This is a genomic window from Rahnella sp. BCC 1045 (assembly GCF_019049615.1).
GTDB classification, from domain to species: domain Bacteria; phylum Pseudomonadota; class Gammaproteobacteria; order Enterobacterales; family Enterobacteriaceae; genus Rahnella; species Rahnella contaminans.
On record NZ_JAFMOZ010000117.1, the window covers coordinates 14893 to 35224 of the forward strand.

35 protein-coding genes are annotated in these 20332 nt (G+C 49.0%); 15 read left to right on the forward strand and 20 right to left on the reverse strand.

Annotated features, from left to right (window positions below):
* Positions 1-213: 213 nt before the first annotated feature.
* The 20 genes from J1782_RS08520 to J1782_RS08615 form a co-directional block, all read right to left on the reverse strand.
* A complete protein-coding gene (locus J1782_RS08520; protein WP_371819754.1) occupies positions 214-957 on the reverse strand; it encodes a phage minor head protein in 744 nt (247 codons plus the stop codon).
* On the reverse strand, positions 917-2383 hold the full coding sequence (locus J1782_RS08525) for a DUF1073 domain-containing protein (RefSeq protein WP_217152924.1): 1467 nt from the start codon (positions 2381-2383) through the stop codon (positions 917-919). Before J1782_RS08525 ends, J1782_RS08520 begins: the two co-directional genes overlap by 41 nt.
* A complete protein-coding gene (locus J1782_RS08530; protein WP_217152925.1) occupies positions 2383-4005 on the reverse strand; it encodes a TerL protein in 1623 nt (540 codons plus the stop codon). The genes J1782_RS08525 and J1782_RS08530 overlap by 1 nt, the downstream gene beginning before the upstream one ends.
* A 219-nt stretch (positions 4006-4224) precedes the next feature.
* Positions 4225-4830 carry a terminase small subunit gene (locus J1782_RS08535; protein WP_217152926.1) on the reverse strand — a complete coding sequence of 202 codons (606 nt, stop codon included), beginning with the start codon at positions 4828-4830 and terminating at the stop codon, positions 4225-4227.
* A 16-nt stretch (positions 4831-4846) separates the two neighbouring features.
* Positions 4847-5029, reverse strand: a complete 183-nt coding sequence (locus tag J1782_RS08540; protein ID WP_217152927.1) for a hypothetical protein — start codon at positions 5027-5029, stop codon at positions 4847-4849.
* An 18-nt stretch (positions 5030-5047) separates the two neighbouring features.
* Positions 5048-5311 carry a hypothetical protein gene (locus J1782_RS08545; RefSeq protein ID WP_217152928.1) on the reverse strand — a complete coding sequence of 88 codons (264 nt, stop codon included), beginning with the start codon at positions 5309-5311 and terminating at the stop codon, positions 5048-5050.
* A gap of 115 nt (positions 5312-5426) precedes the next feature.
* Positions 5427-5720, reverse strand: a complete 294-nt coding sequence (locus tag J1782_RS08550; protein WP_217152929.1) for a hypothetical protein — start codon at positions 5718-5720, stop codon at positions 5427-5429.
* Positions 5721-5831: 111 nt separating this feature from the next.
* Complete coding sequence (locus J1782_RS26360) at positions 5832-6251, reverse strand: hypothetical protein (RefSeq protein WP_254303002.1); 420 nt, start codon at positions 6249-6251, stop codon at positions 5832-5834.
* Between the two features lie 2 nt (positions 6252-6253).
* A complete protein-coding gene (locus J1782_RS08560; RefSeq protein WP_254303003.1) occupies positions 6254-6733 on the reverse strand; it encodes a lysozyme in 480 nt (159 codons plus the stop codon).
* 1 nt (position 6734) lies between these two features.
* Positions 6735-6983 carry a phage holin gene (locus tag J1782_RS08565; RefSeq protein ID WP_217152931.1) on the reverse strand — a complete coding sequence of 83 codons (249 nt, stop codon included), beginning with the start codon at positions 6981-6983 and terminating at the stop codon, positions 6735-6737.
* 132 nt (positions 6984-7115) lie between these two features.
* Positions 7116-7736, reverse strand: a complete 621-nt coding sequence (locus J1782_RS08570; RefSeq protein ID WP_217152932.1) for a class I SAM-dependent methyltransferase — start codon at positions 7734-7736, stop codon at positions 7116-7118.
* Positions 7657-8583, reverse strand: a complete 927-nt coding sequence (locus tag J1782_RS08575; protein WP_217152933.1) for a hypothetical protein — start codon at positions 8581-8583, stop codon at positions 7657-7659. The genes J1782_RS08570 and J1782_RS08575 overlap by 80 nt, the downstream gene beginning before the upstream one ends.
* On the reverse strand, positions 8577-9128 hold the full coding sequence (locus J1782_RS08580) for a hypothetical protein (protein WP_217152934.1): 552 nt from the start codon (positions 9126-9128) through the stop codon (positions 8577-8579). The genes J1782_RS08575 and J1782_RS08580 overlap by 7 nt, the downstream gene beginning before the upstream one ends.
* Before the next feature lie 130 nt (positions 9129-9258).
* Positions 9259-9537, reverse strand: coding sequence for a hypothetical protein (locus J1782_RS08585; protein WP_217152935.1), 279 nt, complete (start codon positions 9535-9537; stop codon positions 9259-9261).
* A gap of 159 nt (positions 9538-9696) precedes the next feature.
* Positions 9697-10479 carry an antitermination protein gene (locus tag J1782_RS08590; protein WP_217152936.1) on the reverse strand — a complete coding sequence of 261 codons (783 nt, stop codon included), beginning with the start codon at positions 10477-10479 and terminating at the stop codon, positions 9697-9699.
* The gene (locus tag J1782_RS08595) at positions 10479-11456 is read right to left on the reverse strand and encodes a toprim domain-containing protein (protein WP_217152937.1); all 978 of its coding nucleotides are present in this window, start codon (positions 11454-11456) and stop codon (positions 10479-10481) included. Before J1782_RS08595 ends, J1782_RS08590 begins: the two co-directional genes overlap by 1 nt.
* A complete protein-coding gene (locus J1782_RS08600) occupies positions 11456-12958 on the reverse strand; it encodes a DEAD/DEAH box helicase (RefSeq protein WP_217152938.1) in 1503 nt (500 codons plus the stop codon). Before J1782_RS08600 ends, J1782_RS08595 begins: the two co-directional genes overlap by 1 nt.
* Positions 12952-13377, reverse strand: coding sequence for a replication/maintenance protein RepL (locus tag J1782_RS08605; RefSeq protein ID WP_217152939.1), 426 nt, complete (start codon positions 13375-13377; stop codon positions 12952-12954). The genes J1782_RS08600 and J1782_RS08605 overlap by 7 nt, the downstream gene beginning before the upstream one ends.
* A 322-nt stretch (positions 13378-13699) precedes the next feature.
* Positions 13700-14083, reverse strand: coding sequence for a hypothetical protein (locus J1782_RS08610; RefSeq protein ID WP_371819755.1), 384 nt, complete (start codon positions 14081-14083; stop codon positions 13700-13702).
* Entirely contained in the window at positions 13995-14225 is a 231-nt protein-coding gene (locus J1782_RS08615; protein WP_217152968.1) for a helix-turn-helix domain-containing protein, read from the reverse strand. The genes J1782_RS08610 and J1782_RS08615 overlap by 89 nt, the downstream gene beginning before the upstream one ends.
* Positions 14226-14336: 111 nt before the next feature.
* Here J1782_RS08615 and J1782_RS08620 point away from each other — a divergent pair, with 111 nt between their 5' ends.
* The 15 genes from J1782_RS08620 (at position 14337) to J1782_RS08690 (ending at position 20329) form a co-directional block, all read left to right on the forward strand.
* Positions 14337-15056, forward strand: coding sequence for a helix-turn-helix transcriptional regulator (locus tag J1782_RS08620; RefSeq protein WP_254303007.1), 720 nt, complete (start codon positions 14337-14339; stop codon positions 15054-15056).
* Between the two features lie 201 nt (positions 15057-15257).
* Positions 15258-15554 carry a hypothetical protein gene (locus tag J1782_RS08625; protein WP_217152941.1) on the forward strand — a complete coding sequence of 99 codons (297 nt, stop codon included), beginning with the start codon at positions 15258-15260 and terminating at the stop codon, positions 15552-15554.
* 35 nt (positions 15555-15589) lie between these two features.
* Positions 15590-15874: a hypothetical protein gene (locus J1782_RS08630; protein WP_217152942.1), complete on the forward strand. Its 285-nt coding sequence runs from the start codon at positions 15590-15592 to the stop codon at positions 15872-15874.
* Between the two features lies 1 nt (position 15875).
* A complete protein-coding gene (locus J1782_RS08635; RefSeq protein ID WP_217152943.1) occupies positions 15876-16166 on the forward strand; it encodes a host cell division inhibitor Icd-like protein in 291 nt (96 codons plus the stop codon).
* Positions 16153-16323, forward strand: coding sequence for a hypothetical protein (locus J1782_RS08640; protein ID WP_217152944.1), 171 nt, complete (start codon positions 16153-16155; stop codon positions 16321-16323). The genes J1782_RS08635 and J1782_RS08640 overlap by 14 nt, the downstream gene beginning before the upstream one ends.
* The gene (locus J1782_RS08645; RefSeq protein ID WP_217152945.1) at positions 16313-16510 is read left to right on the forward strand and encodes a hypothetical protein; all 198 of its coding nucleotides are present in this window, start codon (positions 16313-16315) and stop codon (positions 16508-16510) included. Before J1782_RS08640 ends, J1782_RS08645 begins: the two co-directional genes overlap by 11 nt.
* Entirely contained in the window at positions 16507-16863 is a 357-nt protein-coding gene (locus J1782_RS08650) for a S24 family peptidase (RefSeq protein WP_217152946.1), read from the forward strand. Before J1782_RS08645 ends, J1782_RS08650 begins: the two co-directional genes overlap by 4 nt.
* A 110-nt stretch (positions 16864-16973) precedes the next feature.
* Positions 16974-17354 carry a hypothetical protein gene (locus J1782_RS08655; protein ID WP_217152947.1) on the forward strand — a complete coding sequence of 127 codons (381 nt, stop codon included), beginning with the start codon at positions 16974-16976 and terminating at the stop codon, positions 17352-17354.
* 9 nt (positions 17355-17363) lie between these two features.
* Entirely contained in the window at positions 17364-17585 is a 222-nt protein-coding gene (locus J1782_RS08660; RefSeq protein WP_217152948.1) for a hypothetical protein, read from the forward strand.
* Positions 17582-18091 carry a hypothetical protein gene (locus J1782_RS08665; RefSeq protein ID WP_217152949.1) on the forward strand — a complete coding sequence of 170 codons (510 nt, stop codon included), beginning with the start codon at positions 17582-17584 and terminating at the stop codon, positions 18089-18091. The genes J1782_RS08660 and J1782_RS08665 overlap by 4 nt, the downstream gene beginning before the upstream one ends.
* A gap of 9 nt (positions 18092-18100) precedes the next feature.
* On the forward strand, positions 18101-18943 hold the full coding sequence (locus J1782_RS08670; protein WP_254303008.1) for a Rha family transcriptional regulator: 843 nt from the start codon (positions 18101-18103) through the stop codon (positions 18941-18943).
* Positions 18943-19524 carry a hypothetical protein gene (locus J1782_RS08675; RefSeq protein ID WP_217152950.1) on the forward strand — a complete coding sequence of 194 codons (582 nt, stop codon included), beginning with the start codon at positions 18943-18945 and terminating at the stop codon, positions 19522-19524. Before J1782_RS08670 ends, J1782_RS08675 begins: the two co-directional genes overlap by 1 nt.
* A complete protein-coding gene (locus J1782_RS08680) occupies positions 19508-19681 on the forward strand; it encodes a hypothetical protein (protein ID WP_217152951.1) in 174 nt (57 codons plus the stop codon). Before J1782_RS08675 ends, J1782_RS08680 begins: the two co-directional genes overlap by 17 nt.
* Positions 19678-20025, forward strand: coding sequence for a hypothetical protein (locus tag J1782_RS08685; RefSeq protein WP_217152952.1), 348 nt, complete (start codon positions 19678-19680; stop codon positions 20023-20025). The genes J1782_RS08680 and J1782_RS08685 overlap by 4 nt, the downstream gene beginning before the upstream one ends.
* Positions 20018-20329, forward strand: coding sequence for a hypothetical protein (locus J1782_RS08690; RefSeq protein WP_217152953.1), 312 nt, complete (start codon positions 20018-20020; stop codon positions 20327-20329). The genes J1782_RS08685 and J1782_RS08690 overlap by 8 nt, the downstream gene beginning before the upstream one ends.
* Positions 20330-20332 lie beyond the last annotated feature (3 nt).

The window sequence follows — 20332 nt, forward strand, 5'->3', positions numbered from 1 at the left end:
ATAACGCCCTATTTAACATAAGGGTCATTTAGCGCCCTACGAGATAGGCACTCGTTCAAATAACCACGTCTGAACGGCAAAAGCTGGTCTCAACTCACTGAAAAATTCAAATTTCAGGCGATAACATTTTTTCAACAATTCACGACTATTGAGGTTCAATCAGAACTGGGTGCCAAATCGTTATTTTGGCGTGTTTACTCATTTTCCTGTCAATCATGCCGCTACGCGGATCGACTTCCCGTTTGCCGTTGGTATTCTCATGCCGTCAAGGGTGCGCAGCTGTTCTCCAGTGCGGATAGCCGCAACATTCGAGTGAGGGAATATAACCTCACAGTAGCACCGGCAATTTGGCAGTGCGCCAGCGTGACCGGTCATACCATCCAACGTAGGTGGGTTATCCCAACGAACAAATACTCCTTCCATTTTGGCGTGTGACTTACGTACGTCACCGTCATCAGCGGTTCGCCAGATGTACCCAATCGAACCAATCGAGAGCGCCCTTGCCTGTGTCAGCGCTGTTGATGCGCGGCCTATTTCGGTTCTGGCAATCAAATTAGCTCGGGACTTGGCAACGTCACCCGATGCAGCAATTTCTTTCGCAAATGGCTCAGCGCGGCCGCCAGACACTACAGCTTCGATAGCTTTGTTTTGAATGTCATAGATACGGTCAGCCGCTTCGAGTGGAAGTGACTTAATATATTTGATCTGCTCAGCAACGATAGATTTCATAACCTGCCCTATCGGGGCGTTATCCACCATGTTTCGCAACTCTGAGCCAATCGCCTTACTGTAATCCCGCCACTGTTTTTCATTCTGGCGCGTTACATCGATAGTGAAACTCTCCGCCACCTTGGTTGCCCAGGGTGTGATGATTTCACTGTAACGCTCCAGCGCGTCCATGATTTCAGTGACGCTATCATTTGAACCATCGTAGCGGCCATTTACGATGTCCCCCACGGCTCGCGCTATCTGCCGTAGGCTCGTTCGATATCGGGTCTCCGCTTGGCGACTCCGGTGATTTGTTGTTAAGTTCGCCGATGCCTGGCGGCGGGGTGTCTTCCGCATTCTCAATATCCTCATCGGTGATTGATGCGCCAATGCCAGTAACGTCTGAGGTTTCTCTCAGATCCGTCATGGCGGCCTTCAGTGTCATCAGTCCGTCAGCCAGAGCAGTACTCAGGGCTGTAGTCGTGTTCACTGCTACCGTCGAGCGGTCAACATCCGACATCTGCCAGAGAGGATTGAAGTCAAATGTGAAATCTTCAGGTAATGGCTTGCCCAGCTCTGAGCGGTACATGATGTCCAGAATCCTGCGAAGGCGTGGACGCAAGCGGCGTTCCTGTAATGAATTCACCCGATCGTAATAGTTGGCAAGGTCAGCATCACCAGTAGAGAAACCTTTCGGCGACTGCCCGAACAACCTCACCAGCGGGATTCCTACTGCGCCGCTAATCTGCTCAGCGAACTGAGAAATAATGTCGTCCAATCCGCTAAAGCTGTACTGGTGCGTTTCAAACTTATCTTTTGAGTCCATGAGCGTCATGCCTTCATTGCTCTGGAACTGGCGGATCAGGTCGATGTTCTTCAGTAGGGCTTCGAATGCTGGTCCACCCATCGCGATTATCTCGCGAAGCTTATCAACGCTGTAGGTGCGCAAATGTGCTTTGTAGACTAATTGGGCGGCACCCACGGTCGCACTATCAAACGCGGTCAGCCTGTCCCAGATGCGTTCTATGACAGACATACCCCATTCGTTTTCGGTCATTTTCTGCTGATATGGCAGCGTCACGCCATCGAATCGGATCAACCGGCTGTGATGAATTCGCCACGCTGGAATGCCTGTGCCTGTCGTCACAACGTCGTAAAACTCAGGCTTCCCGAGATCAGGCCCCATCTCTTTAATGCGGCGGGTAAGCACTGGGTTAATCATCCAGCGGTCAAGCGGGAGAATGCCCTTAAACTTGCCTTCACCGATGGTCTCCAACCGTAACGGCGTAAATGGTGCCTGCCCTTCGATCATGATGAAGCCGACCGCGCCACCATAGAGCCGTGACCATTTAAGCGTGTCGTTCAGAGCATCCCAGATCTGAAGTTCATCCATCTGTGATTCGATAATTCCGCGGTCTTTCGCATCAATCTCAGAAGTGATGCGGATACCTTTCCGGGTCATATCATCAGGAATGGCATCAACAGCCTCACCAATCACCCATGACGAGCGATACGACCATTCAATAAGTAGGCGGTTGCGGCTGGTGAAGTTGGCCCGATACGTCGATGCGGAGTGCAGGTTAGGTGTCTGCATACCGACGCGGGCAGCAAAGTTTTCATAGCCGTCTGTCGTGGCTTGCGCTGTCCGCTTAGGTGCTGTCTTATTTCGTGCCATCAGGCCTGTCTCCCTAGCAGCTCCCAGATGTTCAGGGCTGAATTCATTGGCGCGTAGTTGATCATCACCGAATCAGCCAGGTTCGGCGACTTGGTACCGTCTGGCTGTTTGTCCACGTCGATTTTCCCCACACCATTGATGGAGTAGGTTGACTGTGAGAGTTCGATGATGAGTTTGTCTTTGTTCTCCATCTTGCTGCTGATAGAGATAATTTCGTCAGGGTTGTAAGGCATGCCTTCAACGACTGCGCGGTAGGTGTTCTGAAATAACTTGCGCAGGTGCCACCAACTTTGAGGTTTAGCCCGGGCAAAGAAATCTTTGTTCAGGCGTGCTGCCTGTCCATTATCACCGCGCACCGCCTCAGCATCGGGATCGAATACCCCGCCACTACCGCGAAATGGTGTAGCCATAATTAAAGGCCGCCGGGCAGCTTTACGTTGTTCGTTTATGGCTCTTGCATCACCACGCACGCCTGCACCAAGCCCGTCCTCATCGAACCGGAATTCTTCCAGCTGGTCCTCTTCGCAGTAACCGAACACTTTCTCAACTGACTGGTAAATGTCGCTGCCGACGCCGGACCATTCCCTGACGTTCTCCAGCAGGAAACCATGACGAGTGGAAAAGGCGTTTTTGTCTTTGCCTTCATCTGCAACGTCCATCGCGCCCTGACGTTTACCTGTTGGCTGAATGCCAAGTTTGATGTGAGCGTCTACGGCGGCTTGCACCCAATCAGAAGGGATCAGAACGCCTTCAGCAGATGCGTTGTAATTGAGATCAAGCTCCTGAGCAATAACCACCGGATTATCGAGTTTTTCACACTCTTTTCGGTACCATTCGTCATCCTTTCGCGGGTCGCTGCGCCAATGGAACGTGAACACGGGAATTTTCCCGCCGTGGCGCTTCTGTGCGAACGGGTTCGACATTCCGTGAACCGAACTGAGGTCAATGCGACAACGCGTTGTCTGTGATAAGGACGCCTCAATCAGCATTGGACGAGGTAGAAATGCCGATTCATCGACAAAGTACATCGTTGTACGGTCGCCACGCCCAATGTTGTCACCGGCCTCTCCAGTAATGACTGAACCGCTGTCGGGAAACTCTACCCGCATATAAGGCGCGTGTTTTTTATCACTCCAACTTCCACGAAACTCTAACGGTAACATTTCAACGAATTTTCGCGCCTTCCAAAACAGCGCCTTAGGGCTGCCTGTGCTGTCTACGTATTCTTCTTTACGGGAACCAAAGCCGATTACCATCTCTTTATTGAAAAGGCATAAGGTGCAGGCCAGACCTATGGATGTCCAACTAAGTCCCATTTCACGGCTTTTTTCCGTAATGCCGTTTTCCATGTTCTTGCGGCGGTCCATTATCCAATGAATCCACTCTTCCTGTTTGGGGAACAACAGAAACGGAATGGACACCGGTAGACCAAAGTCAAGATTGCGTGGGTCAGTAGTCATACCCCAATCGATAATGAATTGCGCCGGGTTACTCCGATAGAAGGCTCTCAGCGCTGGTAATGTTTCAGGGTTCGCACGGATACGTTTCAACCTCTCCATTCGCCACTCGAATACCTGGTTGTAATCCGGGTTTTTAAAGTCGAACGGGAACGGAATAGGCATTGAAAGCTACTCTGGATAATTGAGAGAAAAAGGGGGCTATTTAACATAATGGACGTTACCCGCCCCACGCTAAGAGCACTCACCACTGAATTCAGGCAAGAGCTTTATTTATCAGGGTTTTCATGGGTGAACGGGACAAAATAGACTGCATAAACAGTGCATAAAAGGCACCTCAAAATGCATAGAGTTTTTATGCTTCGAAGTGCCTATTTTGCACTGTTAACCCATTAATTTGCGGTACGCTTCGGCGGCTTCGTCAGCGGTAAGATTGGTTGTTTGAATTGCACCGCCATTAGGCCCGCTGATTTCGGTTTTCTTCGGTGCTTCCCAACCGCGCATTTCTGCCAGCTGTTTGATGGCTGCTTTCGGATCATGAAGTTTTATCTTCAGCCCATCCTTCCCCGCAGTTAGCTCAGAGATTGCCGCCATCTGTTCGGGCTTCAATTCGTTGGCATTTTTGAATGACCAGACGGACTGAGTAACGGGATTTCCGTCATCATCTTCACCGACAACTTGAGTACCGAACGTCGCCAGGTCAGCAATGGACGTGCGCCCCATTACGCTGAGGCGCTCCATCGCTTCTTCGTACGTCATGATGGCTTCGTTGACAGCTTCGTACTGAATACACTTCAGGAAGGCCTGCACGTTAACATTAGTTAAGATTTGGCTTGCCGATGCTCTGGCCGATTCGTCTGTCTTTGCCTTCCCGCCAGCAGCCTTGTAGGCGTCCGTCTGGTTCTTGCCATTGAGCAGTTGAGTAACGAACTTTTGCTGTAGTTTCGTCAGGGCATCGAAAAGCGCCTTTTGTTCATCTGTCAGCGTCATTTCGACTCCTTGATTCCTACTTAATGAATGTCACTTTCGTTGTGATTAGACGGCGGATCAGTCTGGCCGCTTCACGCTCCATATCCGCAATGGTTTCCGGTGTTGCTGGCTTATGGGCATATTTACGCTCAATGGCGGTTAAAATATTGTTCACATCTGCATTTTGAGGGTGGATGATTTCAACGTTTAATCTGGACATTCAAGGCCTCACTCACGCTTAAGGACATCCAACGTTCACAATGCCACCATGTACCATGATGTTGTTTTTTAGCTCGCCGCTTTTTGATGCTCCACCTGCCACCGCTTCTTCAGACTCTTCTTCATAAAGTTTCAAATAAGCAGCCCTTACTACTTTAACGATGGTGTTCGCATGCTCTTGATTACGTTCGTCAAATATCCGTAGGCTAGAAAATTGCTGTTCAATAACACTCAGTGCCGAAGCTTGAACGTGCTGGGGTAACCCTTCAAATTTGCGAATCATTTAGAATTTCCTGCTAGGTAGATGAATATAATCCTCGGAGACGCCGTGACCGACCACCGATGATTCATTGTGTTTATTCTGTCAAAGGCACTCTGTGAATGCCTTTTGCAGAACTTTATAAATACTTTTTAGCCAACTCTTTCAGCTCGTCTTTTGCAGCTTCGCCTAACTGAGCGACACCGCTTTCAACGAAGCTCAGTGCTGCGTCGAAATCAGCTACGCCTGTTTTTACTTCTGCTGCCGGATTGGGTGCTGGCTGTACGACGACTGCAACTGGTTCTGCATTTGCATCTACTAATGGTTCGGACATTGTGCTTTCCTCTGGAGTTTGTGTGCCGGCCTGAGCCGCAGGTTTGATCTCTACGTTGTAATAGATGCTGATGAGCCATGTGAGAAAGCGTTTAATCATTTCTGTCTGGCCTCTTCGATTTGCTTAATGCCGGAAAGCTGGGCGTTGCAGTTTTGCAGGTCAGTTAGCAGCAATTCATTCCACTGCACTGATGCCCCATATGTAAGCGGGTCACTTGGTGGTGGTGATGGCTGGCATAACTGGAGAAGGCTGGCTGGTATTGGCGTTACCGGTACCTTTACGTACTGAGTTGTAACGGTCGAGCACCCGGTCATTTGCGCGAGCAGGCACAACAACAGGAGCGCAAGCATCGCCCGTAAGAGCATCTTTGATGTCATTCTGGGCTGCCTGTGAGTCCAATGTGTTCGCATGCTGCTCATTCAAGGTTGCCCCTGCGATAGTGTTGAAGATGCTCACAGACAAGGCCTGAGAATTGGTGATGAACTCAGCCTGATTCTTGGCTTGGGTAGCCACTGAGATTTCTGACTGCTGGCTGATGGTCTTGCCGTAGTAGTGGAATGCCGCCCACATCAGGATGGCGATGACCATCAGTATCAAAGCGGTTAGAGCAACGGCGATCTTATTTACCATGCTCACCTCATCATGCAGACTTCGCGCTCAACTTCGCGCCTGTTCATTAGCCCCTGCCATTTCTTTCCACCGGCATATACCCAGTTACGCATTCCATCACACGCTTTTTGGTACCGACCGGAATTTAGGTCTTTCAGCAGCGTGGACTTCTCAAAGGCGCTGATGCCAACGTTGTAGCTGAAGGTGATAAGTGCGGCCTTCTGGTATTCAGATGCTGGTACTTTTATTGACCGATCAACAGAACGCGCAAAGGGTTGCAGGTCTTTATCCAGCATCACTTTGCACTCTGCTTCGGTATAGGTTTTGTTGCGGATAATGTCGCTGCCAGTGTGTCCGTAACAAACAGTCCAGACTCCGGCGACATCCTGATAGGGTTTGTATTCAACGCCCTCAAGAGGTGGGATCATGACCGTGGCTATTGCCAGCGCACCACCACCAACCGCACCAATAATCTTTTTGCGTAGTGCTGGTGAGATAGCCATGTCAGTCCTCTTGCGGTGGTGTGGTTTGATAGCCACGATTGAGAGCGGCTTCGTAAGCCTTTGTCTGCCGGTTCTTGTAATAAACGTTAACCAGAAAGGTAGCGATACCGATTACCACACCGCTTATTACTGCAACCTGGTTCCAGTCGAGGTCATGTATCCACTGTGACACACCGCCTCCGCATACAAGTGTCCCGGACACGCAATAGCTCATTACTGATGCGATTTTGTCGGGCATAGATTTAATCATCCGATCACCTCCCAATTAAATGGGCTGTGCTTCTGTAGTCATAGGGAATAGAGCCGCGACCGCATGGTTTCATGAGGTTGAGGTGACTGATTGGCCGGGCTCTAAAACGTGAAAAGCCAGCAAAATGCGAGCTTAGAAAGCGGTACGGCGGAAAGCGTAAGAAGCAACGCCTTTGCGCCCTAAATCACACTCAATGGTGTTTTGTTCCAAACAGCTGAATCCCTGCTCTGCAAACCAGCCTTTGATGCCTTCATCAGTGAAGTACCAAATATGCTCGTCTTTGCGGAAATGATGAGAACGGATAATGTCGCCGGCGTCAGTGAAGATAGGGATCGAAACGAAAACAAATCCCGTCGCCTGTTGCACTGCCAGTTCGGGCTCATCGATGTGCTCCAGAACATCCCACATTGTCAGCGCCAGCCACTTATTCGCGTAGAGTTCTGCGTAAGCTCCTCGTTCGTTGAGCCATGCAATGCCAGCCGGGTTAACATCGAATCCCTGTGTGTCCGGACGAGATGCCACGAACTGCCCAGCACCGATGCCCACATCAAGCACGGGCCCACGGTAATGGCGTTCCACCAGTTGAATTCTCGCTTGGGTCAATGCATGCCCCGCTTCGGTATCCGCCATTTTCTGATATCGAGAAAAGTATTGCTCATCGTATGGCCGTGATTCAGATACCGGGTAACGCCCGATCCCCAGCTCGGGAAGGAATACCAGCCCGCTGTTCAATTCTTGATAAAACGACTTCATTCAGCCAGGCCTCAAATTTTGATTCGAAGTTAGAAATCCGTCTGTCGCATTGGTGATCCCACGCTTCACAACGGCAATAATTATCCGGGATAGCCCAACCCACGCAGCGCAAGTCCATATCGGGATCGGTGACAATCTCTGGCGCGTTATGCCCACCACGTCCACCAGCCACAACGTAAACAGGCGTTTTGTAAGCTATAGCCGCCGGTAGAGCCCACCCCACTGGGCTAACGACAACGGCGGCGTGCTCAACCAGACGCATAAGTTCTTTTATGTCGAGTTCACCAACGTGCAGTTTCAGGTCGGCTTCAGGTTCATCACCCACCAACCACTCTTCGCCCTCCTTCAGATCGGCCACGCTGATCACAAAGAAGTTCTGACGCAGAATGCGTGAAGCCTGCACAAGATAGTCAGGGTCTGGATTGCGGGAATCGCTGCGCCATTCAGAGCGAACGGTCGCTGGCCGTATGACAGCAATGGGCTTTTGTGCCGTAAATAGCGGCAACCCGAATGAAGGTAAATCCAGTAACGCGGGGTCAACCCCGAACTGTTTACGCATGGCGTCAAATATTGATCCACGCGCCAGATCTGCCGGCCCGTAGAAAATTCGCTTTGTTTGTCGCGGTGACGGTGGCGGATAGAAAGTCGCCTCGCTCTGCATCTCGTTTTTGCGCTGAGTCCTGAGCGTGGTATCGCTTCGAACTGGTTTTATTGGCAAGTCTTCATACAGTTCAGGCCATGACGTTTTAACGTATGTACCCGCTGGTAGATTTTTGAGGAAAGCTCGCTGATAAATGGTGTCACCCATCCCCAGCATGCCCTCAATGAAAATTGGGGGATTCAACATGTGACCTCACGTAACGCAGCCTCAAGAGATAAACGACGAAAGAATTTAAGCGTCGTCTGGCGGCTGCTGTTGATAATGTTCACGCACCCTGGAAGTTCATGCGCCAGCCGTTCAAATTCTCCTAACCATCGCGTGACATTATCTGTCGTCGGATTATCCAGGCTGGTGTGATCTCCGTGCCAGTGGCTACCGTTTGCAATTGAGCAATCGAAACCCAGCAAGATGATGTCTCTGAAGCCGAGCCAGTGAGCAAAGAGAATCGCCCGTTGTCCGGAATTGAAGGTATCGCCCGTATCCGTCGGGAAAAGGTTTACCCCATGTCGGGTATGAGCTCGACTGTTGCACGACCAGCGCTGAGGCTTTTGTGGGAGGTTCTGGATATTGATATCCCACCAGCGCAAATCACCGGCGTAGATGTAGGTGCAATCCGGTATCGCTTGCCATGTTGAATTAACAGTGATGACCGGCAAGCCTGAACTGGCAACCAGCGAACAATCAGCAGCATTCAGCGACGGGCCAGAGGCGCAGATAATGACAACTGACATTTTTCTTTCGCTCCCAAAAAAAAGGCCACGCAATGCGCAGCCTCTAAGAGTTGTCAGTTAGTGTCTGGTGACACAATCACGGCTCTGATATCGTTAAATCGCCAAAAGTAACCACATCAGATAGAAGGAATTATTTATGAGTAAGGTCAGCTTTAAATGCCCTGGCTGCGGTCATGATTTGGTCGTACGCAGCGGCGTCGAAATCAAGGATACAGACGACATCGAGGGGACCACCTGCACGAACTGCAACAGAACCATTCTCAAAGACGACATTGTTAAGCAAGCCAGAGACCATGCTGAGAAGCTCGTCAGAGAAATGATTGGAAAACATTTCAAGTAACCGATTCAATTTCTCTTCAATCAAGCTGGTGTCCACTGAAATGGATGCCAGCATTTTATCGATAGCCATTGAACCTCCAGAAAGCAAAAAACCCCGGCAGGTGCCGAGGTCTTGAATGTTTTAATAAGCGCTCATCTACAGAAACGCCCATGATTTAGAGAAATTACGCCAAGTTCGGACAAAATGCAAGACTTAATATCAAAAGTGTCTTTATGATCCCCGATCACACTATCTGCTTGTGATTCGTTGGAATATCGCATCAGCGTGACTCTCTTCCTGCTCGCATTTGGTCACCAGCGACTCATACAGCGGACGCCAGTTACGATTCCATGTCCTTTCCTGCAGGTCAGGCAGCAGCGCCACAATCGCTTTGTAGGCCGTTGTACCGGGTGTCCGTTTGAATCCCCTGCCCGCGCACCGATCACAAGTCTTATCGACCGGAATACCGAGAAGGTTTGATTTCTCCAGGTCACGCACGCGCCCGGTGCCATTACAGCGGCAACGATGCGAGATTGTCCCCTTCCCGTTGCAGGTCTGGCACAACTCCTTCACCGTCTGGGTTTCAGAGACCTCCGGAATCTTCATCTCACCATCAGCTCCAACGTAACCGGCATATTTCACAACTTCACGTTTTACCATCAGGAAACCAGCGCCAGCACAGTCATTGCAGGTGCTAACACTTCCCGCCGATTTGCAGTATTCCGCATAGGCCATCTTCGCAAGTATCACCATGCAATGCGCCATCCGGCGGCCAGCTGCTTTACCAACGTGCTTGCCGGCGTTCTTCATGGCGTAAACAGAAAGCCGTTCAATGGTGCGCTGACCGTCCTCTTTGCTGATGCCATTTTTACCGAGGAAAGCGCCCATTCCGAAAGATGCCTGAGATTCTGCCATACCCAGACAGGCGGCGAGATCTGGCCCCGTCAGAGAATCTGAGGCCGTTGCTGGCGGCACGTTGGTGAACGTTTGGGTTTTAGGGTTGAACTGTTTGAGCGCGTTTTCGAGTTTCATTAAGCGGCCACCTTCTTGTAATAAATTTGCTCTCTTACCTGGTCGCCGTTGATAATGAGATCGTTAAAATCACCATTGTCAGGCCACCGAATACTGATTTTTAGCAAGTCATTTTTTGCATTAAGGTTAGAGCGGGCACAGGCGAATGCTGCTGCCTGACCAGTAGCGGTATGTACGTCCATATCAGCGAAAATGACGAGATGCTGCACGCCAGCCGGAACCCTGAACTTTTCCATAAATCCGGCGTTGATAACCGACCAGGTGTTCACTCCGTAAAGCTGCTTGCAGGAGAGAGCAGTCTCGATGCCTTCTGCAATACCTAACGTTGATGCAACCGGGAATAACCGGATCGCCACGGATACCGCGTGTTCCAATACGTTTTTTTCCTGTAGCGCCCTTTGCTTTTTGGCAACATCAACATCGGCCTTCTTATCCCCGTCCAGCAGCGTGCGGTGCAGATAACAGAGATTGGCTTTGTTGTCGGTTGCCAGCGACCAAAGCGCCTGATAGACACCGCCTGTCCCTGCTTTCTGGTTCGGGCAGTAACGAATTGCGTCAGCAGAAGGCATCGTGTTGATACCGCGCTTATTCAGGTACCCTTCTCCCAACGTGCCGCGCAAAGGTGGCATGGCGGAAAAGTGGCGAAGAATCCGATCCCGTTCCGCTGAAACGTCGCTTTCAAGTTTTTTTGCGGGGACCTGACTCCGGTCAAACGTGTTACCAATGATCCGGTCAACCTCGTTATAGAGCGTTCTGATATCTTTTTTCTGCGTTTGAACAAGGAGGTTCCACCCGTCGCCGGTACCACAGCTACAAATCCACCTCCCGCGCCCCTCAAGGTCATCGCAGCGATATTTGCCTTTCTTACCGCAGCATGGACACTCCCCCTTAAAATGCATTTTCCCAGTGACTGGTGGCAGGCCGTAGTATTCGAAAATATCCGGCCAGCGCCCGATCACCGCCTCAGTCGTTTTCATCAGGCGGCACCCCGTTGCTTGCTGTAAGAAATAAATTTAGATTTGATGAAATTCCATACCTCGGGCCCGGTTTCCATTGGAAAATCAGACAGGCCATTCGGCCATTCACCGAATTTGTCTTTGTACGTATGGGCGCACCAGCCGTCAGAGAGCGGCTTACCCTTAAGACTACGCTGGCGCTGGTAGTGCTTAATTTGGCTCCACCACGCCTGCTTATCTGTACGCGTATAGATACGAGTTTTACGACTCAGACGTTTCAGTCCACGTGACGCATCAGTATCCACATCCTCACCACTGAGCGGCTTGAAGCCACATTTTGGACAGACATATACCCCAGCGGCCTTCATGTAATGGCACTGTGGGCACTCTTTGGGGGTCTTATCCTTCTTCTCGGCTGCTTGTGAGCTGGCGCTGGCTTTCATGCCGTCGCTTTTACCTGATAGTTCCTCATACTCGATATCATCGGGATAGCCCAGTCGGTGAATGCTGCCGGAGTGGTCGAAGATTTTGCAGTAATCTTTGCCAGGAGCAGTACGTAATCCTCGACCCAAAGTCTGCAACCACCGGATCTCTGACTTGGTTGGGCGGGCGTAGATAATGCAACGAACATCGCTGTCAAAGCCGGCAGCCAGGACACCAACGTTCACAATGATTTTGGTTGCCCCCTGTTCGAAGCGGTGAATGATCATCTGGCGGTCATCAGGTGGGGTGTCATCAACCATGATTTCGGCTGCTACGCCTGCGCGATTAAACTCCATCGTGATGTAAGCTGCGTGAGATTTATTCACGCAAAAACAGATGGTCGGGCGGTCTTCACCGTTCTCCAGCCAGTTTTTAACGATGTCACCGACCAGCTCAGCACCACCCATAATTTCAGCAAGCTGGTCTTCGTTATAATCTTTACCAAACCCTGCAAGGCTGCTGGTTTTAACCCCCTTAAGGTCTGGTTTAGTCGGAGCGTAAAATTCGTACTTACTCAGGTCACCAATGCTGATCAGCTCCTTCATGGTGGTGGGTTTTACAAGCTTTTCGTAGTACTGGCCCATCCACGGTGCAAACGGCGTACCAGAAAGACCAATCACCTTGATACCTGAGTCGCGAATAACCTCAAGCAAGCCCCGCCGCTTCATGTGGGCTTCATCGACGATCAGCAGGTCGATATTGTCAGGGAATTCACGGCGGATCAGCGTATCGGCTGATGCAATTTGGATCAGCCGTTTTGGGTCATGGGGCTGGTAGTCGCGCCAGATGTAACCAATCTCGTGCTCAGGCAGCCCGTACTGCACAAAACGTGTTGCAGTCTGACGAACCAGGGTGAGGTATGGGGCAACGAACATGACACGCTTGCCTTGCGCAATCATTTTGTCAGTCAGATAAGCCGCAAGGAATGTCTTACCGTAGCCCACTGGTGCCGAAACCAGGAATGTGCGATAGTTATTCCAGTCGCTGTGCAGCATTTTGATGCCTGTGACTTGCTTAGTTTTTGGTTGAAAATTCAGCATGCTTTAGTTCCTTTGGATTGTCGGGCTGATACCTCCCTCAAGGTTTCACGCCCGATTTTCTCCAGTGTCTCCTCGCTCAATGCCTGTGCTGCATCCGCAAAGTTAATCACCTGAGCCGTTTTTCCGTTCATGCAGTGGTAAGTCGCTTTAGGCATATTCCAGCTACGACCGCCCCATGCGTAATCGGGATTCACTGCGAACATCCCCTTCTTGTGCCTGACCAGACCAACTGCTGTAAGTTCTTTTGCTGCCCGCTCTACTGTCCTGACTGATTTGGAAATCTTTGCTGCCATCTCTTCGTGAGTCGTCAGCACCCGGCCTGTGCGCCAGTCGGCCATATCAAGCAACTCCCAAAAAAGCATTTGGCTTGCTTCGCTAAGTGGCGCCAGCTTCCGTCCCAATTCAGCCAGTTTGAACATTCGAATGAATCCTCCCACTCGACCTCCTAAGTCATTGATTTATAACAACCCGACAACAGGTGTCGGGATAACCCGACAAAGCTTGGTATTTTTTTTCTCGCAACTTATTGTTTTCCTTGAAACTTTTAAGTCGCCTTCTCCTTGTCCTTAGGTGGAGTACTCGTAGACTCGATCCGCCGTTGACCTTGACCTGATGTTTTTGGGGTTTAGCCCTGTGAACACCTCACCATTTTTTCACTTGCCAGAAACACATTCCCAGACTGGTGATTCCTGAAAGCCTGCATTCCTGCCGCTATTCCCGATCCTGCTGGTAGTCCTCGGTTCAGGCAGCTTTTCCAATCTGGGCCGGTGTACTGGCCAGTGGCGGTTTTTCAGCTAAGCCCATTGCCGCTTTGTGATACCGTTCGACAAACAACCGGAGCCGGGTATTGGCCTCATGTCGCGCTCTGTTCTCCTGTCGGTATGAGACCAGCTCACGATCCCAGGCATCCTGATAAACTTCGGAGTACTTCACGGCAATCATCTGCCGCATCGATGGTGAAATTTTGACCATCTGCTCTTGAATCCACACAGAATCGGCCTGACAATATTCGTCGGGCATAATGGTTCTGGTTGGGTTAGGCATGGCTAATGCCTTTTGGGTGAGGAAAGAGGTCAGGAAGGTCTGGCCTGATTTGATGAGCAAAAACTTTTCCGTTGGCTGCATGTACAATAGCCATAACATAGTCAGCCTTTACCCTGCGGCCATTTAACCAACGGAATACTGCGGGTTGCGATACTCCACAGGCACGCGCCAGGGCAGCTTGTCCCCCGGCCTCTTCTACAGCTGTTTGAATATGAAGATTCACCATTGAACTTACCATAAGTTATTGCCACAAACCTCATGGTATCACTTGTATAACTTTTTGCAATAACTTAAGGTATTTGAACGCATATAACTTAAGGTATAGATTGTTCTCATGAAAACTTTTGCTGAGCGCCTAATGTGGGCAATGGAACAGGCGGGAATGACCCAGGCGATGTTGGCTGCGGTTGTTGGGACTTCCCAGCCATCAATCTGGAAATTAACGACTGGAAAAACCAATACCAGCCGCAAACTGGTAGAAATAGCTAATGCCTTAAATGTCCGTCCAGAATGGCTATCTACTGGGAACGAACCTATTCGACCGGAGCAATCGACATCCTTATCCGAAAAAGATGTAAAACAAGATAAGCCTAAGACGAACGTCATTGTTTGGGATGATGACACCCCATTACAAAGTGATGAGGTTGAAGTGCCTTACTTGAAAGATATCGAGTTAGCTGCTGGAGATGGGAGCTACTGTGATGAGGACTACAACGGCCTAACCATGCGGTTTTCCAAAAACGTACTTCGCCGTGTTGGCGCTAACACTGATGGTTCAGGGGTTTTATGTTTTCCTGCCAGAGGAAACAGCATGGAACCCATTTTACCCGACGGCACGGATGTCGCTGTTGATTGCAATAATAAACGCATAGATGATGGCAAATTGTACGCGATAAACGTGGATGGCCTTAAAAGAGTTAAGGCTCTTTATCGGCGGCCTGGGGGCAAGGTAGTCATACGTAGCTACAATCGCGAAGAATTCCAGGATGAAGAAACCTCCGAAAAAGATTTAGAGATCATAGGGCGGGTTTTCTGGTACTCGGTAGTGCTCTAAGTACAATGAATTCAGCTTCAGAACCGGCTTTTGAGCCGGTTTTTTTTTGCCTAAAAATCATTGTATCTTCCGAATATAAAAAATAATACCTTTTGCATCAACGCCATAATGCAATAAGTTATTATTTTATAACTTATGGTATTGCAATAAGTTAATTCATGACGTACCTTTAGCTCATCGGCAAACAACGGAGCCAATGAGATGAGCGATACACCACACAATATTCAAACAACTTCCTTCGATATTCATCAAAAGCTCAAAGCTGCCGGTTCTGAATTGAGCTATTTCATGCCCGTATCAAGCCATAACGAGAATGCAACATACGTTTTGTTCACCTCGTTGTTCGATGTACCTGAATACCAAATTTATGAAAGAAATGAATTCGGCTTCGTCCTTGTGGATTTCTTTAACACATATGAAGAAGCCTGCGCCCATGCTAAAGAGATTTTAGACAAATCTCCAAAACTTAAAGATTCAGTTTGCTTTTCCAACAAGTAAACAAATTAATCCAAAATAAATTGCGGGAAATACTCATGCCTAATATAGCTGATTTGATGATAGATATTGATGGTAAAAAGTTAAGTAACGACGAATACCAAGCACATGCTAATAACGCATCGAATGGCATTGATTACATTGTTTGCGGTATGAAGTCTGTAGCTAATTTGATGTTCTGGGCGGCAGCAAATGAAAATTACGCTGATGAAAAAACCGATATGCAGAACATTGGTTTCTTAATTTCTGCGAATATGTCGTTTTTAGAAAAAATGCTTGAGATTGAGTCATGCGCAAACTTCAACTTAGATAAGGCGAAGTAAAATGAAAAACAATCGTGGTAATTCGACTCTGGGATCAACGCCCGTTAAATCCCAGAGTCTGACCTTAAAAAAAACCTGCGCCAGCGGATTAGTTATTAAGGCTGATACTGATATTAGCACAAGTGTATTTCTGTTTGCATCGCTTAAGCGTTCTGATTCGAAGGCAAAGCCCGTCATGATCCGCATCCAGGCATTCTCTGAGCATGAAGCTCGTCGGGAACTGGTTCAGGATTACATCCTGTCTTTAGCGGCCCGCCTGCCAAATAAGGAGTTCGCTAATGTCGCAAATTGATTGCTCAGCAGCTGAGGATGCACTTGAGAAAATAAAAGCACTTGCAACCGCAGCTGGTTTTCTCAATAACAGTGCCGAGCAACTTGATTTGATGCTTGGCATTCTAGAGGTTATTTCACAAGCTGCTGCCGAGGGGTTAAAGAAACATGTCGCGTGATATCACTTTAGAACAAGCCGCTGAGCGAGCCTCTCAAGCTGAAGTAATTCTAATGATGTTGGAGAGTTATCCGCATCAATTAGAAGACAGTGAATTACTGGCGATTGTTTCTTTATTGAAACGCCTTACAGGTAATGTAGCTGCATGGTTGATTGAGGAGAATGCTATGCAAGGGGTGAAAAAATGATTGCTCTTTCATCCGTTCAAATTGAACCAAAGCGTAATACGGTGATTACGTTCCCTCGCGATACAAAAGGAAGACTAATTGCAATAATGCCTGACGACACAATGACCGGAGAAATTGAATGTCGTTCAACTATTATTATTGACAATAAGAACCAGAAGTATTTAGAAGATGGAATTTTCGCTTTCTACATCGACGGTATATTTATGGTTAAGCGTCTTCAATTTTTACCTGATGGGATTTTAGTTTTACCGAATAATAAACATTATCAAAATTGGAAAATTGAACCATTAGATAAATGCGAACTAGTAATTATTGGCCGAGTGGTTATTAGCCTTTCAGAAAGAACGCATTAATATACAGAACCACTGAATACACAAAGCAGCATTGAGAAAATACGAAATTTAAATACGGCCTAACGGTCGGGGAAATCCGCATCATAAAGGCCAACATCGGAGTATTAGCGATGAGTATTAACGAAAAAGTATCACCACAGCAAAAGATTGAACGATATCGCCAGCGCCAGGCTGCTGCGCGTTATGAAGCAATGATCCAGAAAACAGGGAGCAACTGCGTTCTGGTGAATCTGCCCGACGGAACTTTAGCGACTGTTGAGTTAAGTCAGCAGTCCCTACTGGACGCCCTCAAATATTTCGAAGACGTGGTCTATGGCGAATACAGCCGGGCTGAATCTGAAGAACTAATCATCAAACTCTACAGCAGCAATTTAACCAAACACGGCGACAGGCTCACCGAAGCTGGAAACGCATTCATGAACGACCTGATTAAACAGACCGTGATGATGGCGAAAGAGCAAGGTCTTAGCGGCGAACAAACCGTTCATTAAGGAACAGCAATGACCTTAACAGCAATTCGCGTTCCTGAGTGGGTTCACGTCCGGGCGATTTCCGTACTCAGCATGTACCGGAAACATCGACTACATCCGGCGCGGATCATCGGTACCGGAAACCTATCACTGAAAGTTAATCGCCGCTGGCGCCTGCTTTCGAAAGACCAAGGCAAGAACTGGCAATTAATGAGCCACGAAAAATACAACGCACAGAAGGACAGAAAATGAATTCACGTAAACAAGCAAAAGAACTTATCGCCAGAATCACTGAGGCGGAAGAACGATCTGGCGGGAAATTTAAAGTGCCAGCATGGATGAAAAACGTAGAAGACGTTGCTCAGGCAAAAAAAATGAACGCCAAGCAGCAGCGCGAATTTAACCAAATACTGACTCAAATTCTGCGTTCCAGTGTTGCCACCGTATACCTGATGGCCTGCGAAAGTCGCTGGGGGCTGAAGTTCGATGCGCCAGTATTTATCAGCGGAGATATTTCCCTTGGCATCACAGCAAAAGTAATCGAAACGGCTTTGATCACACACATTGAGCCGATCCTCATGGAAAGCAAGAAATACGCCCCGGACGAAGCTGTTGTTTATTTCTACATGGGTCATGAACTCAACAAAGAAGAAGACAGGAACAAACTGACTGAGTTGCTGGATGACGTGTTTACAGCCATGTGCGGAGAAATTCGCAGCAATGACTATCAGATGCTACCTGCGCCAGTTCGGCACTAAGGAAACGATATGCAAAACCAAACTGAAACCAATCTGGAAATTATCAACGGTGAACCAATGATGGGTAGCCGCAAAATTGCAGTGGCCACTGGCAAAAATCATGACCATGTGAAACGCGACATTCTCGCAATGTTGGAACAACTTAAAATTCATCATCCAGATCAGGAGGATGATGATTCTAAAGGGTTTATTATTTCACGAAAACACTACCAAGGCCGAGATGTCATTGATGAAATCTGGCTGAATGAAACCCTATCCATGACACTTGTCACCGGATATGACGCTACACGCCGATTGGCACTCGTTGAGCAATGGCAAGACATGAAAGCCGATTTGTCACAGCCTCGTATTTCTGCGCCAGCAAAGCAGGACACCAGCATGAACAATGACATTCTCTCGTTGGCCCGCGTTGTGGCCGAAGCAACGGCCTCTGCAACAATGAAGGCAGTGATCGACATCGTTGGTATCCAGAAGCCTCAAACCCTGACAGTAACGGAACCTGCTGCTATTGCCGCTCACCCAGTACAGAGCACCTTCGACCTGCAAGTCAGCCATCTCGAGAGTGACAGCAACCAGTCTGAGTATGTTCTGGTGTCGGATCTGGCATGGACTTGCGGTTTTTCAGACGCCGCATGTCGCCGCCTGGTGACCTTTGCCGGACTACCGACAAGACTGACCAAAGGTGAAACCGGTCATCTTCTGGTTGACCGGGAATCGTTTATGGCAGCAGCTCAGACGTTGTTGGACGAATCTACACCACCGACAGGCAAACTCAAACGCTGGCAGCATCCGGAGTTCGGCGGTTTTGCGCTGCGCTTGAAATCATCTGAATTAACCCAGGAGGCCAAATAATGTTCTTTCCAACTGACATTCTTCGCGCAGCTCTGCACTGCGTCGCCGGCAAAAGCGAAACCCGCGAATACCTGAAAGGGGTTTACATCACACCAACACACATCAAAGCCACTGACGGTCGCGCACTGGTCATGATGGAACACGGTGCGGATACCGATATTGATGGTGTGTTCAGGGTGATTGGCGATATTCCCGATGATGCAGAGGGAACGCTCATCAAAACGATTAACGACCATTGGATTGCGATCCATGTGAACGAAGATGAGAAAACCGTTGGGCATAGTGTACTGGATCTGATTGAAGGGAAATATCCAGACTTCAACAAACTGCTGCCTGATGAACCAGAACCATGCAATGAAATGCCAATGTTCGCAGCCGATCTTCTTGCTCTGCCACACCTGATGTTTGGTAGAAACTTTGCGCCAGTGAAGTTCAAGTCATACGGGAAAGGGAAACCGTGCGTATTGACCCTCGATCCAGAGACTAACCGCTTCTACGGTAACCCGTTCCTGGTAATTATGCCGCTGGTCGATAACGCATTTGAAATGTACGCCGAGGTGCTGAATGAAAAAGGTCTTTGATGGTTATGCCGGTGGCAACCACAGGGCGTTATGCCCAGCAGAACCCGCAGCACAAAAGGCTTCCTACGCTTTTGTCCAGCAAAGAAATATTGATTCCGGCGATTTGTCGGAAATGAAAAACTCTAACGAAGTGGCGGAACGGGAGGCGGCGCGATGAAACTAATCACCAAAAATTTCCGCCTCAACGCTCTGGCCAATACCTACTCAGCGGCACTTTATGACCATATCTGTAAGGAGAACGGTTCTCCGGTGTTCACCATCAATACGGCTGGATCTCCGGTTCAGGTAAATATCGTTGACGGCGTATCTGGCCTGCGGGATCTGGTCGATGAGTTCTACCTCAACGCTCTGAAAAAGAATTATCAGGGCTGGGAGGCGATGGGCCTTGCTCTGATGAGTAAATGCCTCAACGGTACGGAGCTTACTCAATCCGGGCTGCAAATCTGGCAGAGCATGGTCAATGACATGGGCGATTCATTGGCGGAGGCTCAAAATGGATAAGTTCTCACGCCAGCAGTTCGAATCAGATTTTATGGATATTTTCAGCAACCATCCAGGCGTGATCACCGAGGATAATATCGCTGACCTGAATATTGAAATGAAAGATTTGGAAGCGCTGTGGAAGGCCAGCCGCTCAACACCGGTAACGCTGCCGCCCCTTCTCGACCTTGAGGGCAGAACTGGTCGCAGCTTCATCATTGCCGGGGCGCACAACAGCGCGATCACTATGTGTTCTATGGCGGTCACCGGCGCGGGTTATACCACGGTCTGCTCTCCTCTACTTGAAAATGAGGAGTCCAGTTAATGC

Excerpts from the sequence above, each read along its gene's own strand:
- J1782_RS08525 (WP_217152924.1), bottom strand. The coding sequence starts at position 2,383 with ATGGCACGAAATAAGACAGCACCTAAGCGGACAGCGCAAGCCACGACA.
- J1782_RS08530 (WP_217152925.1), bottom strand. The coding sequence starts at position 4,005 with ATGCCTATTCCGTTCCCGTTCGACTTTAAAAACCCGGATTACAACCAG.
- J1782_RS08535 (WP_217152926.1), bottom strand. The coding sequence starts at position 4,830 with ATGACGCTGACAGATGAACAAAAGGCGCTTTTCGATGCCCTGACGAAA.
- J1782_RS08540 (WP_217152927.1), bottom strand. The coding sequence starts at position 5,029 with ATGTCCAGATTAAACGTTGAAATCATCCACCCTCAAAATGCAGATGTG.
- J1782_RS08545 (WP_217152928.1), bottom strand. The coding sequence starts at position 5,311 with ATGATTCGCAAATTTGAAGGGTTACCCCAGCACGTTCAAGCTTCGGCA.
- J1782_RS08550 (WP_217152929.1), bottom strand. The coding sequence starts at position 5,720 with ATGATTAAACGCTTTCTCACATGGCTCATCAGCATCTATTACAACGTA.
- J1782_RS26360 (WP_254303002.1), bottom strand. The coding sequence starts at position 6,251 with ATGGTAAATAAGATCGCCGTTGCTCTAACCGCTTTGATACTGATGGTC.
- J1782_RS08560 (WP_254303003.1), bottom strand. The coding sequence starts at position 6,733 with ATGGCTATCTCACCAGCACTACGCAAAAAGATTATTGGTGCGGTTGGT.
- J1782_RS08565 (WP_217152931.1), bottom strand. The coding sequence starts at position 6,983 with ATGATTAAATCTATGCCCGACAAAATCGCATCAGTAATGAGCTATTGC.
- J1782_RS08570 (WP_217152932.1), bottom strand. The coding sequence starts at position 7,736 with ATGAAGTCGTTTTATCAAGAATTGAACAGCGGGCTGGTATTCCTTCCC.
- J1782_RS08575 (WP_217152933.1), bottom strand. The coding sequence starts at position 8,583 with ATGTTGAATCCCCCAATTTTCATTGAGGGCATGCTGGGGATGGGTGAC.
- J1782_RS08580 (WP_217152934.1), bottom strand. The coding sequence starts at position 9,128 with ATGTCAGTTGTCATTATCTGCGCCTCTGGCCCGTCGCTGAATGCTGCT.
- J1782_RS08585 (WP_217152935.1), bottom strand. The coding sequence starts at position 9,537 with ATGGCTATCGATAAAATGCTGGCATCCATTTCAGTGGACACCAGCTTG.
- J1782_RS08590 (WP_217152936.1), bottom strand. The coding sequence starts at position 10,479 with ATGAAACTCGAAAACGCGCTCAAACAGTTCAACCCTAAAACCCAAACG.
- J1782_RS08595 (WP_217152937.1), bottom strand. The coding sequence starts at position 11,456 with ATGAAAACGACTGAGGCGGTGATCGGGCGCTGGCCGGATATTTTCGAA.
- J1782_RS08600 (WP_217152938.1), bottom strand. The coding sequence starts at position 12,958 with ATGCTGAATTTTCAACCAAAAACTAAGCAAGTCACAGGCATCAAAATG.
- J1782_RS08605 (WP_217152939.1), bottom strand. The coding sequence starts at position 13,377 with ATGTTCAAACTGGCTGAATTGGGACGGAAGCTGGCGCCACTTAGCGAA.
- J1782_RS08610 (WP_371819755.1), bottom strand. The coding sequence starts at position 14,083 with ATGCAGCCAACGGAAAAGTTTTTGCTCATCAAATCAGGCCAGACCTTC.
- J1782_RS08620 (WP_254303007.1), top strand. The coding sequence starts at position 14,337 with ATGAAAACTTTTGCTGAGCGCCTAATGTGGGCAATGGAACAGGCGGGA.
- J1782_RS08625 (WP_217152941.1), top strand. The coding sequence starts at position 15,258 with ATGAGCGATACACCACACAATATTCAAACAACTTCCTTCGATATTCAT.
- J1782_RS08630 (WP_217152942.1), top strand. The coding sequence starts at position 15,590 with ATGCCTAATATAGCTGATTTGATGATAGATATTGATGGTAAAAAGTTA.
- J1782_RS08635 (WP_217152943.1), top strand. The coding sequence starts at position 15,876 with ATGAAAAACAATCGTGGTAATTCGACTCTGGGATCAACGCCCGTTAAA.
- J1782_RS08640 (WP_217152944.1), top strand. The coding sequence starts at position 16,153 with ATGTCGCAAATTGATTGCTCAGCAGCTGAGGATGCACTTGAGAAAATA.
- J1782_RS08645 (WP_217152945.1), top strand. The coding sequence starts at position 16,313 with ATGTCGCGTGATATCACTTTAGAACAAGCCGCTGAGCGAGCCTCTCAA.
- J1782_RS08650 (WP_217152946.1), top strand. The coding sequence starts at position 16,507 with ATGATTGCTCTTTCATCCGTTCAAATTGAACCAAAGCGTAATACGGTG.
- J1782_RS08655 (WP_217152947.1), top strand. The coding sequence starts at position 16,974 with ATGAGTATTAACGAAAAAGTATCACCACAGCAAAAGATTGAACGATAT.
- J1782_RS08660 (WP_217152948.1), top strand. The coding sequence starts at position 17,364 with ATGACCTTAACAGCAATTCGCGTTCCTGAGTGGGTTCACGTCCGGGCG.
- J1782_RS08665 (WP_217152949.1), top strand. The coding sequence starts at position 17,582 with ATGAATTCACGTAAACAAGCAAAAGAACTTATCGCCAGAATCACTGAG.
- J1782_RS08670 (WP_254303008.1), top strand. The coding sequence starts at position 18,101 with ATGCAAAACCAAACTGAAACCAATCTGGAAATTATCAACGGTGAACCA.
- J1782_RS08675 (WP_217152950.1), top strand. The coding sequence starts at position 18,943 with ATGTTCTTTCCAACTGACATTCTTCGCGCAGCTCTGCACTGCGTCGCC.
- J1782_RS08680 (WP_217152951.1), top strand. The coding sequence starts at position 19,508 with ATGAAAAAGGTCTTTGATGGTTATGCCGGTGGCAACCACAGGGCGTTA.
- J1782_RS08685 (WP_217152952.1), top strand. The coding sequence starts at position 19,678 with ATGAAACTAATCACCAAAAATTTCCGCCTCAACGCTCTGGCCAATACC.
- J1782_RS08690 (WP_217152953.1), top strand. The coding sequence starts at position 20,018 with ATGGATAAGTTCTCACGCCAGCAGTTCGAATCAGATTTTATGGATATT.